Here is a 13961-nt window from a genome sequence, read left to right on the forward strand (position 1 = left end):
GCGCTGGCTGATTTTAGCCCCAGGGCGGAGGCGAACTGAACTATTTCCCGCCCAAGGGCTCCGAGCCATCCAGCCAGCACACCACCTCCATGGCTTCCTCCGCCAGATAGGCGTGGAAGGCATCCTCGAAGCCGCGTTCCACCAGCATCACGAAAATCCGGCCGCTTTGGGTGTTACGGGTCAGGGCGCCGCGCAGGCCGAAGCCGATCAGTCGGCCGTTGAGCGACGGGGTGGCGTAGAAGCCCCAGTCCTTGCGGGTGATGTCGTATTCGCCCCCCGATGGCGTGGTCAGGGTGACCTGTTCGTCGGGGTCCAGCGCCATGGAACCGCAATCGCTAATGGTCAGCTTGTTTCCGGTTCCGACGGCGAAGCGGCGCGGCGGCGTCTTGGCGTCAAATCTCATGCCGGGTTCCTCTCATCCCAGCGGGCGGCGGCCTCGGCCAACTCCAGCAACGTCGCCGAGGGATGGCGGTCCAACACCCGGCACACCGCCTCGGCGCGGTCCAGGTCGCGGCCATCGTCCACCACCAGACGGGTGGCGGGGAAGGGATGCGGTGGCGCCACATTGTGAATCCGGAACTGGGCCGGATGGTCATAGCAGGCGCGGGTGACATGCTCGCGCTGTTCCGGATCGCGGGCCAGGGCGTCCAGCCGCTCCAGCGCCGCCGCCGTCAGAATCTCCACCGAGGCGCCGGGGGGAAAGCCGCGCGGAAACACATTGGTGGTCAGCTCCGCCCCCTCGCGAAGATGCAGGGCCAGCATGGCGGCGATCAATTCGGGATCGGCGAAGGGGCTGTCGCCGCAGATGCGCACCGCATGGGCGAAGTCGTGGGCGGCGACGCAGCCGGTCAGGCGGCCCAGCACATCCTCTGCCGAGCCGCGATGGACGGCGACGCCCTCGGCGGCGCAGAAGGCGGCGATGGGCTCGTCCAGCCCCCGGTCGCTGGTGGCGACCACCACCGAGGCGCACGCGACCCGCCTGACCCGGTCCAGAACCCGCCCCATCAGCGGCCGACCGGCCAGCGGTCGCAGCGCCTTGCCCGGCAGGCGACGGGAGTCGAGACGGGCGAGCACCACCACCCCCACCGATCCGCCGCCGGTGGCGGTCATGGCTTGAACAGGTCCGGCTTGGCGGCGCTGTAGCCCAGATACCAGTCCAGATAGCGGCGATAGCCCTTGTCCACCGGATAGCAGGGGTCGTAGCCGATCAGCCGTCGCGCCTTGTCCACGTTCAGGGTGCCGCGTTCCGGCATCAGGGAATCGCGGGGCTGGTGGCGCACGGTGATGCCGGGGAAGTGTTCCTTGACGATCGCGGCTAGGGAATTGATGGAATGCGCCCCGCCATAGGTCAGGTTGAAGGTCTGGCGATAGGCGGGTGGGTTCAGCAGGACCCTGACGATGCCCTGGACCAGATCGCCGATATAGGTGAAGTCCAGCTTGTCCTCGCCATCGCCATTGATGGTGAGGTCGCGACCCGCCAGGGCGTTCTCGATGAAGGCCTGTCCCACCCGGCGCGAGACGCAGCGCTCGCCATAGAGCGCCGAGGGCCGCACGATGGTGTAGTTGAAGCCGAACACCTGATTATAGGCGATCACCAGCTTCTCGCCGCCGAATTTCAAGGCGCCATAGATGCCGATGGGATTGCAGGGGCTGTCCTCGGTGACTGATTCGCCTTCGAAATTGCCGTAGACCATGGAGGACGAGAAATAGACGAAATGCTCGATATGGGAGCGGCAGGCGTCCAGCGCGTTTTCCAGGGTCCGCATAGAATGGTCGAAGGTGCTGAACGGGTCCTTGTTGGCGCGGTTGGCATGGGCCACGGCGGCCAGATGCACCACCGCATGGGGCTCGACCTCGGTGATGGCGCGGCTCAGCATGGAATAGTCGCGGGCATCGACCACATGCAGCGGAATGTCGGCGGAGCGCAGCATTTCCAGCCGGGTGTTGATCAGGTCCAGATACAGCCGGGCGTTGGGATCGCGGCGGATGGTATTGGTGAAGGCGCCCAGATTGTTGACCTGGAGGCTGTCCAGCACGTGGACGTCGGCCCCCAGCCGTTTCAGGCACAGCGCCAGATTATGGCCGATGAAACCGGCTCCACCCACCAGCAGGATGCGGCGATCGGAAAAATGCTCGGGCGACAGGCTTGTTTCGAAGTCGTACATGGCTTTCAGCCTCCCTTTGACTGTTCCGTCCGGGCCTTCGCCACCGCCGTGACGAAGGAATGGGCGACGCGTTCTGCGTCGCCGTCTTCAAGGTGCGGCCCCACCGGCAGCGAGATGGTCTGGCGCGCCAACCATTCCGCCACCGGGAAGGAACCGGGGGTATATCCGTACTTGTCGCGGTAATAGGTCATCAGCGGCACCGCTTCCGGGTAATGGATGCTGGTGCCGATACCGTCCTCCTTCATCAGCGCCGCCACCCGGTCGCGGTCGATGGACCCGTCCGGGGGCAGAACGGCGTTGAGGCAGTAGTGGGAGGATTTGGCCGGGCCGCGCTCGGGCGCGAACACCGTCACCTCGGGCAGCACCGCCAACCCGGCGCGGATGACGCGGTCATTATTGGCGCGGCGGCGCTGGACCTCGTCCAGCCCGGCCATCTGGGCCAGTCCCACCGCCGCTTCCACTTCGTTCATGCGGTAATTGTAGCCCAGCACGGTGACGTCGTAGACGCCCGGCTTGCTCCGCTTGTCCAGGGTGCGGTCATAGCCGAAGGCCTTGCGCTGGGCGATGGCGGCGGCCAGGGCATCGTCATTGGTGGTGACCATGCCGCCCTCGATGGTGGTCATGTGCTTGACCGGGTAGAACGAGAAGCAGCCCACGGCGCCCAGGGTCCCGGCCTTGCGACCATCCCAGGTGGCGTCCAGCGCCAGGGCGCAATCCTCCACCACCATGGCTCTGGCCTTCCCGGCCAGGGCATTGATGCGGTCCATCTCGCAGGGCAGGCCCAGGTAATGCACCACCATGACGGCGCGGGCCTTGCTCTCGGTCAGGGCACGCTCGACCCCATCGGGATCCAGGTTTCCGGTATCGGGCTGTACATCGACGAAGACCGGCCGCGCCCCACAGAACTCCACGGCATGGGCGGTGGCCACATGGGTCATGGCGGGAACCACCACGGCATCGCCGGGGCCGATGCCGCGCGCCAGCAGCGCCAGATGCAGACCGGCGGTGCAACTGGCGACGCTGATGGCGTGGCGGGCTCCGGCCCGCTCGGCGAAGGCCTGCTCGAAGGCATGGGTCACCGGACCGTGAACCAGGGTGGTTCCGGCCAGGACATCCGCCACCGCCGCCCGTTCGGCGTCACCGAGCATGGGCTTGCCGAAGGGGATGGGCTTCAAGGTCATGTGAAAGGGCTCCCCGCCGCTGGATTTCAACCCAGCATGCGGCAGAAGGCGTAAAGAGTGTATTTACCGGACGGATCGCGGCAGCGCTCCATGACCTCGACCCGCAAACCCGCCGCCAGTGCCAGCAGGGCCAGCGAGGCCATGGAAAAGGCGCCGTAATGGTCGACGAAGAATTCCTCGCAGCCGGGGCCGCCATCGGCCAGTGCCGCTTCGCCGTCGGGCACCTCCACATAGAGCACGCCGCGCGCCGACAGCAGCGCTCGCGCCCGCTCCAGCATCTGGCGCATGGGCACCACATGCTCCAGCACCCGGTTGAGGCTGACCAGATCGTAGCGACCGCCAAGCTCTGCGGTGAAGAAGTCGCCGACCATCGCCTCGACCCTGGCACGGGCGCGGGCATGTTCGGCATTGGCAGCGTCGGGGTCCAGGGCGGTGACCCTCCACCCGGCCTCGCGCATGGCGGCGGGAAACACCGCCAGACCCGATCCCACATCCAGCAGGCTGGGACTCTCGCCCGGCGCGGCGGCCATCAGCCTGCGGGCCTGGGCATCGACGCGGGCGACCCGCAGCCGGTTGTCCGAGCGCTCGGGGGGCAGTCCCATGATCGTGTCGAAGCGCTGGGCGAGATCGCCATAGCCCACCTGACGGTACAGCCCCAGATACAGCCGCGACAGGTCGAGGGAATGGCGGTTCCACACATGGCGGCAGCGCTGGCACGACCACAATTCCCGGTGATAGTCGGGCAGACCGTAGACCGGCTCCCCCGGCGGCGGGGCGTCGAAGACGGCCACCCGTTCCAGGGGGCCGCCGCAGATATCGCAACTCACCATGACCAGTCCTCGATCAGGAAACCGGGAATGCGCCACACTCCGTCCTCGCCCCGTGACCAGATGGCCCGGTTGCGGAATCCCTCGGCGACGCCATGGAACCAGGCGGGATCGCGGCCGACGAAATCGCAAAAGGCGGCGATATCGGCCTCGGGCACCTGCACGCCGAGTTGTCGCAACTGGCCGATGGCGTCGTCGCGGCTCATCATGCCGTAGCGGATCTGCACCGACAGATTGTCGAAGGCCCGGGTCAGGCCGAATTTGTGCCATTTGAGGAAATGGTGCAGCGAGATGAAATGGTCGTCGATATCGGCGAAGGACCAGGTCCCGGTCTTCAGGTGCCGCTCGCCATCGGTGAAGCCGCGCGACCGGGCCAGGGCGGCGTTCTCGAACGAATTCCAGGGAAAGAAGGCGCCGAGGAAGACGGAGCGCACCTTGCCCGCGAAGGCGTCCTCGGGCGGCAGGCGATAGGCGGCGAGGTCGTTGGCGGTCAGGCCTTCCGCCCCCACCCAGTCGTCGGGGCCGGTCTGGTTGGTGACTCCCAGGCGCCGCACCCAGGCCAGATCCAGATCGGTGGCCAATTGCTGTTCCTGGCCGCCGCCGAATTCCAGTTGCGGATTCTCGCCCCACACCACCAGCGGAATGTTCATCTGCACCGCCAGCCGGATGGGAATGGCGAAGATGGCCATGTGCATGGGAATGGCGGTGGCGCCCTTGCGCTCGAACGCCGCCGTCATGAAGCGCCGTTCCACCGACGGGTTGATGGAATAGTCGACATGATCGATGCCCAGGCGCTCGATCAGGGCGTCCAGGTTCCGGCGCCCCACCTCGGTGCGTCCCGGCGTCTTCCAGGTGATGCCCAGCACCTTCAGCCCGTGCTCCTGGCAGCGGATCACCTGATACCAGCTATCCTTGCCGCCCGAGATGGGCACCACGCAGTCATAGCCGACCCGATCACGCGCCGCCTGGGCGCGGGCCTCGTCCACCAGCCGCTGGAAGCCCGCCTGTCGGGCATCCCAGTCGATCCCCGTCAGCTTGCGGTCATGGCCCCGGCAGGCGGAACACACGCCGGACTCGTCCAGGGTGATGCCGGGGCGGCTGTCGGGCAGGATGCAGCGGGTGCAATACCTCATGATGCCGCGTGCTCCAGGAACAGCCGGGCGGAGATGAAGGAGAACAGGAACTTGGAAAAGCTGTTGTCGGTCATGTCGCCGGACAGGAAGCTTTCCATGGCGTCGCGGCGCACCAGCTCGAAGATGGGGCTGTCGGCCAGCAGGTAGTCGCGGGTTTCGGGGTCATGGCGGTCCACCAGGGACTCGATGGAGGCGTTGAAGCCGCGCTTCTGCTTGTCCAGGCGCACCGCGTCGGTCAGATAGCCTTCGCCCGCCGAGCGCAGCAGCCATTTGGGAAAGCCTTGGTGGATCAGGTGGCGCGACGGCACCGTGTAGAGGAATTCAGCCAGGGATCGGTCGAGATAGGGGGCGCGGTTCTCCACCGAGGCCATCATGGAGTTGTGATCCTCCTCGCGCAGGGTGACCAGGATGGTCTCGTGGCGGACTTCATTGAGCATATGATTGCGCAGCAGATCGTCGCAATAGCGCTCCTCGGCGAAGTCCTCGTGGAACGGCACCGCCAGGAAGCTCTCGAACAGGTCCTGGTTGAGATAGATATGGCCGCGCTGATCCGGGTCCTTGGCGAAGGCCAGCGGGTCCTGCAACACCGGATTGCGCACGAAGGCGCCGTAGCTCTGGCGCCAGTCCGCCACCAGGGCGTCGAAGCCGGGCTCGCCGCTCATGCCCGCCAGCCACATGCCGTAATGATCGTAATAACCGGCGAACAGTTCGTCGGCCCCGGTGCCCGAAAGCGCCACCTTGTAGCCCGCCTCACGGATGGCTTCGGTCAGGAAGGCGTGCATGTAATAGTTGATGGTGATCACCGGCTTGTCGTGATAGGCCACCTGGGCCCGCAGCCGGTCGATGAAGCCGTCCCGGGCGGTGTGGACCTGGTGCGCGTGGCAGCCCAGATCCGCCACCACCCGGTCGATATTGACCATCTCGTCATAGCGCGGATCGGAATCCACGATGGAGAAGACATGGGGCTCCGCCCCATGGGCCTTGGCGGCGATGGAGACCAGCACCCCGGAATCGATGCCGCCCGACAGGCAGAAGGCGAGGGGGACATCGGCCCGGAGGCGGAGTCCGATGGCGTCGATCACCCGTTTGCGGGCTTCCTCCCGCGCCTCGTCCATGGTCATGGGCCGAGGCACATAGGCCAGCCGCCAATAGCAGCGGGGGAGCGGGTCGCCCGGCCGCTCCAGCATGGCCTGATGCGCCGGGGGAATCTCCACAACACCGGAATGAAAGCTGCGGGGGCGCTTGTTCAGCGCCTTGTAGCCATTGACCAGATAGCGGGTCACCTGCTCCAGGTCGGGGGCCGCCCGCGTCCCGGCCAGGGACCACAGCAGTTTTGTCTCGGAGGCGAAATAAAGGCTTCGGCCGCGCCGCCACCAGAACAGCGGCTTCTCGCCGAAGCGGTCGCGGCTGAGCAGCAAGCGGCCGCTGGCCTCCTCGAACAGGGCGAAGGCCCACATGCCCTCGAAGCGCTCGACGCAGGCCTCGCCCCACTGGGTATAGGCCGCCAGGATCACTTCGGTATCGCTGGCGGTGGCGAAGCTCTGGCCGAGGCTCTCTAACTGCAAGCGAAGTTCGACGTGATTGTAGATTTCGCCATTGAAGACCAGTACCAGCCCGTCGCGGCGAAAGGGCTGGTTGGCGCGGGGGTCGAGATCGAGAATGGCGAGGCGGGTGTGCAGCAGAGTGAGCCGCCGCTCGCCCTCGCCCAGATGGGCCACCCCCCGTCCATCCGGCCCGCGTCGGCCCATCAGGGCCAGGGTGCGGGCGATACGGTCGGGATCGGGCTGGTCGGGGCCGAAGACTCCGGCGATGCCGCACATCCGCCGCTATTCCACGAAATCGGTGGGGCGGAACGAGGCGCCCTTGGCCAAGGACCGGATCAGCCGCCGTCCCAGCAACTCGTCGCGCCGGGCGGCGGGGAAATGGGTGGTGGGGCGGGCATAGCCCATATCCTCCTCCGTCAGGACCGCTCCGGCTTCCAGCGGACGCGCCGCCACCAATCCCTTGCGGATGGCGGCGCGGGCGGGGGCCTCGCTGGGCTGGATGGTCTTGCCGAACTCGCCCAGCGACGCGCGGATGCGGCCCATTGTGGCGATCAGCGCCGCCAGTTCCCCGGGCAGGAAGGAGAGTTGGTGGTCGCGGAAGTCGCGCCCCTCGCGCTGGTCGGTGACATGGACCTCGACCACGGATGCCCCCAGTGCCACGGCGGCGAAACAGGCCTCGGGGCCGATGACGTGATTGGAAAAGCCGGTGGCAAGACCATAGCGCTCGGCCAGGAACGGCACCGCCCGCGCATTGGCTTCCTCCGCCGGGGTGGGATAGGCCGAGACGCACTGCATCAGCACCACCCGCTCGGTCAGGGCCGCCGCGCTCATCTCGTCGCGCAGCCAGCCCACCGCCCGGTCGATGTCGTGGAGATCGGCGCAGCCGGTGGACAGCAGCACCGGCTTGCCGGTGCGGGCCGCGGCGCGGATCACCGGCTGGAAGTCGATATCGCCGCTGGCGATCTTGAAGGCCTCGAACAATTCGTCCAGCAGTGGCACCACGTCATGGCTGACCGGGGTGGAAAACAGCCGGATGCCCGCCGCCTTGGCCTCGGCCGCCAGTTGCCGCACCACAATGGGCGACAGGCCGAAGCGGCTGACCCGGGCGAAGCGCTCCTTGTCCTCGGCGGTGATGAAGGCATCGGCGGTGTAGACCTGCAGCTTGACCGCATCCGCCCCCGCCTCGGCGGCAAGGTGGATCAGGCGGCGCGCCGCTTCGGGGTCGCCCTCGTGATTGACCCCGATCTCGGCGATGACGATGACGTCGGTATCGGTGGACTTGCCGAACAGCTGCATGGGGGACTCCAGATGACTTGCAGCAGCTTTCCGGTCGCCCGCCCCGGCGTCAACCCCAATATGGGGCCTTGCTTGACGCGACTCTTCGGCCGCCGATACACTCGACGCCTCCGAAGCCCTGGATTTCCGCCGTGATCACCATCACCCTGCAGCCGTTCGAAAGCGCCATCCTGGGTGGGGCGGTGCATCGCCTCGACCTCGACGGCGTGCCGGATGCCTCGGAAATCCGCGCCATTGCCGCGCATGTGCGGGCCGCCCCCGGCGTCGCCCTGGCCTGGGCCCGCATCGCCGAGGACGACCGCGCCGCCGCCGAGCTGCTGACCCAGGCCGGATTCGTCCAGGTGGAGACGCTGGTGACGCTGGTCCGGCCGCCCGCTCCGGCGCCGAAACCGGCGGTCGCGGTGGGGCTGGCCTCTCCCGCCGATGCCGGGGACTGCGCCGCCATCGGCCGCGCCGCCTTTTCCTTCGACCGCTTCCATGCCGATACCCGTCTGAACCCGGCCTGCGCCGACGAGATCAAGGCGCGCTGGGTGGCCAATGGTGTCGCGGGCCGAGCCGATGCCGCCCTGGTGGTGCGGGACAGCGGCCAACTGGCCGGGTTCAATCTGTGCATGCGCCGCGAGGCCGAGGTGGTGATCGACCTGATCGCGGTGCGGCCCCAGTCGCGGGGGAGCGGCCTGGGCCGCGCGCTGATCCTGGGGGCGCTGGCCCATTACGGAGCGGGAGAGACCATGGTGAGGGTGGGCACCCAGGCGGCCAATACCGCGTCGCTGGCGCTCTATCGCTCGCTCGGCTTCGTCGAGCGCCAGCGTGCCGCCACCTTCCATCTGGTGCCATGATGAAGCCCTTGAAAGCGGCGGTGATCGGGCTTGGGGTTGGCGAACAGCACGTCCTGTCCTATCAGTCCATTCCCGGCGTGGAGGTGGCGGCGGTGTGCGATATCGACCCGGCCAAGCTAGCCGAGGTGGCGGATCGCCGGGGCGTCGCCGTCCGTCACGCCGACTGGCGCAAGGTGACCGAGGACCCGGACATCGATGTGGTCTCCATCTGCTCCTATGACTGCGACCATGCCGAGCAGGCGGTATCCGCCTTCGAGCATGGCAAGCATGTCTTCGTCGAGAAGCCGGTGGCGCTCAACCGCGAGGACGCGGGCAGGGTGCTGCGCGCCCAGCAGGATTCGGGACGGCTGATTTCGTCCAATCTGATCCTGCGGGCCAGCCCGCGCTTCGCCGAGCTGAAACGCCGGATCGATGCGGGCGAGCTGGGCGACATCTTCTATATGGAAGGCGACTACATCCATCAGATCCTGTGGAAGATCACCGAGGGCTGGCGCGGCCGCATGCCGTTCTACAATGTCACCTATGGCGGCGGCATCCATCTGATCGACCTGATGCGCTGGCTGGTGGGACGCGAGGTGAGGGAGGTCACGGCCATGGGCAACCAGTTGCTCAGCCGGGACAGCGGCTTTGGCTATCCCGACACCATGGTCAGCCTACTGAAATTCGAGGGCGACATCCTGGCCAAGAGCCTGACCACCTTCGGGCCGCAGCGCACCAAGTTCCACGCCCTGAACGTCTACGGCACGAAGAAGACCTTCATCAACGACATGCCCGATGCCTGGCTGTTCGACGGCGACCAGCCGGAAAACCGCCATGCCGTGACCACGCCCTATCCCGGCATGGCCAAGGGCGACCTGATCCCCGATTTCGTCGATGCCATCCGCCTGGGGCGCCCGCCGCTGATCTCGACCACCGACGTGTTCCGGGTGATGGAGGTCTGCTGCGCCGCCTGGGATTCGCTGCAACAAGGACGCAGCGTCCGCGTCGATTATCCGATCTAGAAAGCCCCACCCATGAAGCCCTACCAGAACCGCGAGCGTTTCCAGGAAAATCTGAAGCAGTTGGGAAAGCTCGATGCCCCCTTGGCGCGGCTATTGGAACGGACACCCACGACAACTCGGTTGGTCATTGACCATCAAGGTGAGTTCAACATCGATGTCGGGGGCGGCTTCCTCTACCCGGACAACGCGCGGGCCGCCGCCATGCGGCAGGTGGATGAATACTTGCCCCAGCCCTTTCGCCTGTCCGTCCCGCCGGGTGTGGTTCAGGACAGCTGCGTGGAACTGAACCGGGTGGTGCGCGCCATGGCGGAGGAGGTGGCACCGCTGGCCCGGGCGCCTGCCCGGGCTTCGTTTGGCGGTGCCTTGGTGGTGTTCGGTGTCGGTCTTGGCCATCATCTCAAGCTGTTGGCCGAGCGGCTGGACTTCAAGCAGATGATCGTGGTGGAACAGCACGATGAACTGATCGTCCACGCGCTTCACGCCTTCAACTGGAAGGGGCTGATCCAAGATCTTTCACGCCAAGGGCGCCAATTGCACATCCTGCGCGGCACTGAGGTTTACCCCAGGCTGGTGGATCTGTTGCGCGGCCCATGGTTTCCGTTTCTCGACGGATCCCATGTCTTCTTCCACTACCAGACCCCGGACTTTACCGCCATTGGCCAGAAGCTGCTGATGGATGGCCGTGATCTCGCCACCATGGGCGGTTGGGTCGAGGATCAACTGGTCATGATGCGCAACAATACCGCCAATTTCCGGCGCCCGCCCTTCCATCTGCAGCGGCGGCGGGTGACCGCGGCGCGTAGCCTTCCGGCCATGGTGGTCGGCGCTGGACCGTCGCTGGATGCCTGCCTGGATGACATCAAGCGGTGTCGTCAGGACATGGTCCTGATCTCGGCCAGCACCGCTCTCAAGGTCCTGCTCAACAACGGTTTGCGCCCCGATATTCATTGCGAGTTGGAAAACGATCCGACCCTGGCCGATGTCATCGCCACGCATGCCGAACGCCATGGCGGCTTGAAGGACATATCGCTCTATACGACCCCCACGGTGGACCCTCGCATTCCGTCCCATTTCGGCCGGGTGGCCTATTTCTATCGCAATCACCTCAATTCCACCGAATTCTATGCCCGTGGCGCCGAGTCCACTGCCTTTGCCGATCCGACGTCAGGCAATACGGCGGTGTATTGCGCCCTGTCGCTTGGGTTCCGCGAGGTCTATCTGTTCGGGCTGGATTTCGGCGCCAGGGATCCGCGCCACCATCATTCCCGCCACTCGGTCTACTACACCTACGAGGACGAGGCGGAGTTGTCCACCTGGGTGCCTTACGACTTCAACCTGACCGTACCCGGTAATTTCGGCGGCGAGGTCCTGACCGGCTGGACCCTCAACTGGGGCCGCAATTCGGTGACCAACGCCATTCGCGGTGTCGGCGCGGTTCGGGTGATGAATTGCAGCGACGGCTCCTTCATCCCCGGAACCACGCCGCTGGCGTCCTCCGAGTTGAAGCCCGGCCCCGCCGCCATGCCCCAGCGCCAGGACATCGACCAGGCGCTGGCCGATCTGACCTTCTGCCCCGAAAGCCTGGTCAATCCGGACGACTTCAAGCGGTTCGGCGACACGGCGGGCGATTTCATCGCCGCCTGTCGCGGTCATGTGGAGGCCATGACCCCTGTCGGCGGGCCGCCCCAGGCGGTCATGCGCGGCGTTTGCGAGCGGATCATCGCCGATCTGACGCGGTTGGAGCAGTCCAACCGTGCGGTTTATGGAACCCTGGTCGGCCATATCAACGAGATGCTGGCCGCCGCCCATCATCACGCATCCCTGCTTGATCCGGTCGATGGGGTGGGGGGGCTGGAGGTGCTTGGCCGGTGTCTGGCCGAGGGCTTCACGCGGCTCGAATCCGTGGTGGCCGTCGCGCTGGAAACCGTCTGACCCCTGGAAACGCCGGGGAGGGGAGATATTCCCGTCCCCTCGTCATCCTGGGGTCATGATCGGACCGCTAGGTGGTGGCCCGACGGACTGCCTCTTCAATTCGGGCCTGGGCCTTGAGTCGAGCTGCCTCGATTCTCTCCACGGCCTTTTCGACGGATGCCTTGATGTTGGCGCACGCCTGATCCGTCGTGGCGCGGATATTCTTCAATGCGGCCTCTAGGTTTTCCTGAACCACTCGCGATGAAGCCTCGGCCGCCTGGCTCACGAAGATTGCCGCCTTGGTTCCTTCGGCAACGATCTCGTCACGACTGTGTTCTTCTGCCCGGAACGCCTTCATGCGATTGGCGGCCACAACGGTGGCCTGCATTCGCTCCGTTGTGTTCGTGGCATATCGGTGGATTTCTTCAATGGCGGCATCGGCGAGTTGCCTGAGCTTGGCGATCGCCGCTTCAGCCTCGGTCACCATCTGATGAATTGAGTGTCTGGCCGTATCCATGACCTGCGTCGTCTGGCCGTCCCCAATGGCATAAATTGCCGCCTTTACGTTTGCCTTGGATTGAGTCCCACCTTGAGCCTTGATCCCGGATATGGCGATTTCTGCCCCGGCCGCGAGCCGGGCGGCCACCACCTCCGCGTCGATTTGGATCTTGGCGGATGCGACCTGGGTATCTGTCATGATCCGGGAACTGGCCACCGCGCTGATCTCGGTGATGGCGTTGATGGCAGCGTTGACCTCGTTCTGAAAGATTCGTTCCGCGACCAATTCATCGGCAAGACGGTTCTGCTCTATCAGGGCATACAGGTCTTCAATAGATTGAGCGTCCTCGTGGTGCTCGTCTGCCATATTTCACCTATCAACGTATCATAGGTGACGAGTATGTGCCGATGGGCCCGAACGTCAATCGCTGTTCTCCTCCCCGTTGGTTGGACAGCCCATTCGCGAAGCGGTCTAATCGTCTCAGCCTGCACGATATCTCGTCATGGGGGGTTGCCTGATGGCGGACCATCTGGCAATTTCTGGCAACGGGATCATCGGCAGGCTTGCGTATCACCCACCGATCCCCCTATTTTCTGCGCCTCGGCGCGGGTGTAGCTCAATGGTAGAGCAGAAGCTTCCCAAGCTTACGACGAGGGTTCGATTCCCTTCACCCGCTCCAACAAATTTTCTAGAAAATCAGCTACTTACAGTCAGACGAGGATGCCGCAAGGTGCTTCGTTGTGCCCGATTCTGCCGTGTGATAGCTTATCTGTAAGCTTACACGGCACCTCGTAAGCCTGCCGAAACAGGGCTCAAACCCGACGTGGGCACCGGGTGGCCGTGAAGCTCTGCCCGTTGCGGAGCGCGCACCATGGCCCGTGTCAGACTGACCAAAACCCTCGTGGACGACATCCAGCCCCCGGCCAAGGGGCAGGCCTTCATCTGGGATTCCGAAATCCCCGGCTTCGCGGTGCGGGTGACGCCCACGGGCATCAAGGCTTGGATCGTCCAGATGCGGGTGCGCGGCGGCAAGGAACGCCGGATGACGGTTGGCCTGTGCAGCAAGGTGCCGCTCGACAAGGCCCGCATCGAGGCGCGCAAGCTGATCGCCAATGCAGACCTTGGCCGCGATGTTGCCCAGGAGCGCAAAGAAGCCCGAGAGGTTAAGCCGGAACAGAACCCCAGCTTCGCAGATTTCGCCGACCGCTGGCTGAATGAAGTGGTGGAGCGGCGCAACCGGGCCAGCACCCTTGAACTACGCCGCCTGCTGCTCAAGAACCACATCACGCCCCACCTGGGGACCAAGCGCATTGCCGAGATCGGCCGTAAGGACATCGAGGACATGCATCATGCCGTGTCCAAACGTTACCCGGTAGCCGCCAATCGGTGCGTCTCAACCTGTTCCGCCATCTTCGCCACGGCGATGCGCTGGGGCCTTTTGGACCGCAACCCGGCCCTCAATACCCATCGGAACGCCGAGGAAGGACGGGAAACCTCTTCATTCTGACGGTTTGAGAGTTGTTCCGGGCGTGAATTGCGGTTGATCGGCGTTTCCGGGTCTGTTT

General features: G+C 65.4%; 13 protein-coding genes and 1 tRNA gene. 5 read left to right on the plus strand and 9 right to left on the minus strand.

All coding sequences use genetic code 11. The features are described 5' to 3' along the window. Positions 1 to 40: 40 nt before the first annotated feature. Genes A6A04_RS05780 through A6A04_RS05815 form a run of 8 tightly spaced genes read right to left on the minus strand, consistent with a single transcriptional unit; the run spans position 41 to position 8146 of the window. Entirely contained in the window at positions 41 to 403 is a 363-nt protein-coding gene (locus A6A04_RS05780; protein ID WP_068490836.1) for a hypothetical protein, read from the minus strand. After that, complete coding sequence (locus tag A6A04_RS05785; protein WP_068490838.1) at positions 400 to 1110, minus strand: cytidylyltransferase domain-containing protein; 711 nt, start codon at positions 1108 to 1110, stop codon at positions 400 to 402. Before A6A04_RS05785 ends, A6A04_RS05780 begins: the two co-directional genes overlap by 4 nt. Next, entirely contained in the window at positions 1107 to 2165 is a 1059-nt protein-coding gene (locus tag A6A04_RS05790) for an NAD-dependent epimerase/dehydratase family protein (RefSeq protein WP_068490840.1), read from the minus strand. Before A6A04_RS05790 ends, A6A04_RS05785 begins: the two co-directional genes overlap by 4 nt. 5 nt (positions 2166 to 2170) lie before the next feature. Further along, entirely contained in the window at positions 2171 to 3346 is a 1176-nt protein-coding gene (locus tag A6A04_RS05795; RefSeq protein WP_068490842.1) for a DegT/DnrJ/EryC1/StrS family aminotransferase, read from the minus strand. 26 nt (positions 3347 to 3372) lie between these two features. Next, positions 3373 to 4176: a class I SAM-dependent methyltransferase gene (locus tag A6A04_RS05800; RefSeq protein WP_068490845.1), complete on the minus strand. Its 804-nt coding sequence runs from the start codon at positions 4174 to 4176 to the stop codon at positions 3373 to 3375. Beyond that, positions 4170 to 5306: an N-acetyl sugar amidotransferase gene (locus A6A04_RS05805; protein ID WP_068490847.1), complete on the minus strand. Its 1137-nt coding sequence runs from the start codon at positions 5304 to 5306 to the stop codon at positions 4170 to 4172. The genes A6A04_RS05800 and A6A04_RS05805 overlap by 7 nt, the downstream gene beginning before the upstream one ends. After that, a complete protein-coding gene (asnB, locus tag A6A04_RS05810) occupies positions 5303 to 7126 on the minus strand; it encodes an asparagine synthase (glutamine-hydrolyzing) (RefSeq protein ID WP_068490849.1) in 1824 nt (607 codons plus the stop codon). Before asnB ends, A6A04_RS05805 begins: the two co-directional genes overlap by 4 nt. A 6-nt stretch (positions 7127 to 7132) precedes the next feature. Beyond that, positions 7133 to 8146, minus strand: a complete 1014-nt coding sequence (locus tag A6A04_RS05815) for an N-acetylneuraminate synthase family protein (RefSeq protein ID WP_068490851.1) — start codon at positions 8144 to 8146, stop codon at positions 7133 to 7135. 131 nt (positions 8147 to 8277) lie between these two features. On the opposite strand from A6A04_RS05815, the gene A6A04_RS05820 reads away from it, so the two are divergent. From A6A04_RS05820 to A6A04_RS05830, 3 genes are read left to right on the plus strand one after another with little or no spacing between them, the layout of a single operon-like run. After that, positions 8278 to 8985 (plus strand): GNAT family N-acetyltransferase, encoded by a 708-nt coding sequence (locus A6A04_RS05820; RefSeq protein WP_068490853.1) that lies wholly within the window; start codon positions 8278 to 8280, stop codon positions 8983 to 8985. Continuing rightward, positions 8982 to 9986 (plus strand): Gfo/Idh/MocA family protein, encoded by a 1005-nt coding sequence (locus A6A04_RS05825; RefSeq protein WP_082914731.1) that lies wholly within the window; start codon positions 8982 to 8984, stop codon positions 9984 to 9986. Before A6A04_RS05820 ends, A6A04_RS05825 begins: the two co-directional genes overlap by 4 nt. A 12-nt stretch (positions 9987 to 9998) precedes the next feature. Further along, complete coding sequence (locus tag A6A04_RS05830) at positions 9999 to 11918, plus strand: motility associated factor glycosyltransferase family protein (RefSeq protein ID WP_082914732.1); 1920 nt, start codon at positions 9999 to 10001, stop codon at positions 11916 to 11918. 67 nt (positions 11919 to 11985) lie between these two features. Here the strand turns inward: A6A04_RS05830 and A6A04_RS05835 are convergent, their stop codons facing one another. Next, the gene (locus A6A04_RS05835; RefSeq protein WP_068490858.1) at positions 11986 to 12762 is read right to left on the minus strand and encodes a hypothetical protein; all 777 of its coding nucleotides are present in this window, start codon (positions 12760 to 12762) and stop codon (positions 11986 to 11988) included. Between the two features lie 239 nt (positions 12763 to 13001). On the opposite strand from A6A04_RS05835, the gene A6A04_RS05840 reads away from it, so the two are divergent. Beyond that, a tRNA-Gly gene (locus A6A04_RS05840) sits at positions 13002 to 13075 on the plus strand. Between the two features lie 192 nt (positions 13076 to 13267). Continuing rightward, entirely contained in the window at positions 13268 to 13903 is a 636-nt protein-coding gene (locus tag A6A04_RS05845) for a tyrosine-type recombinase/integrase (protein ID WP_068490860.1), read from the plus strand. Positions 13904 to 13961: the final 58 nt, after the last annotated feature.

This window comes from Paramagnetospirillum marisnigri (assembly GCF_001650715.1).
Taxonomy (GTDB): domain Bacteria; phylum Pseudomonadota; class Alphaproteobacteria; order Rhodospirillales; family Magnetospirillaceae; genus Phaeospirillum; species Phaeospirillum marisnigri.

Coding starts and splice junctions, on each gene's coding strand:
- A6A04_RS05780 (WP_068490836.1), bottom strand. CDS start 403: ATGAGATTTGACGCCAAGACGCCGCCGCGCCGCTTCGCCGTCGGAACC.
- A6A04_RS05785 (WP_068490838.1), bottom strand. CDS start 1,110: ATGACCGCCACCGGCGGCGGATCGGTGGGGGTGGTGGTGCTCGCCCGT.
- A6A04_RS05790 (WP_068490840.1), bottom strand. CDS start 2,165: ATGTACGACTTCGAAACAAGCCTGTCGCCCGAGCATTTTTCCGATCGC.
- A6A04_RS05795 (WP_068490842.1), bottom strand. CDS start 3,346: ATGACCTTGAAGCCCATCCCCTTCGGCAAGCCCATGCTCGGTGACGCC.
- A6A04_RS05800 (WP_068490845.1), bottom strand. CDS start 4,176: ATGGTGAGTTGCGATATCTGCGGCGGCCCCCTGGAACGGGTGGCCGTC.
- A6A04_RS05805 (WP_068490847.1), bottom strand. CDS start 5,306: ATGAGGTATTGCACCCGCTGCATCCTGCCCGACAGCCGCCCCGGCATC.
- asnB (WP_068490849.1), bottom strand. CDS start 7,126: ATGTGCGGCATCGCCGGAGTCTTCGGCCCCGACCAGCCCGATCCCGAC.
- A6A04_RS05815 (WP_068490851.1), bottom strand. CDS start 8,146: ATGCAGCTGTTCGGCAAGTCCACCGATACCGACGTCATCGTCATCGCC.
- A6A04_RS05825 (WP_082914731.1), top strand. CDS start 8,982: ATGATGAAGCCCTTGAAAGCGGCGGTGATCGGGCTTGGGGTTGGCGAA.
- A6A04_RS05830 (WP_082914732.1), top strand. CDS start 9,999: ATGAAGCCCTACCAGAACCGCGAGCGTTTCCAGGAAAATCTGAAGCAG.
- A6A04_RS05835 (WP_068490858.1), bottom strand. CDS start 12,762: ATGGCAGACGAGCACCACGAGGACGCTCAATCTATTGAAGACCTGTAT.
- A6A04_RS05845 (WP_068490860.1), top strand. CDS start 13,268: ATGGCCCGTGTCAGACTGACCAAAACCCTCGTGGACGACATCCAGCCC.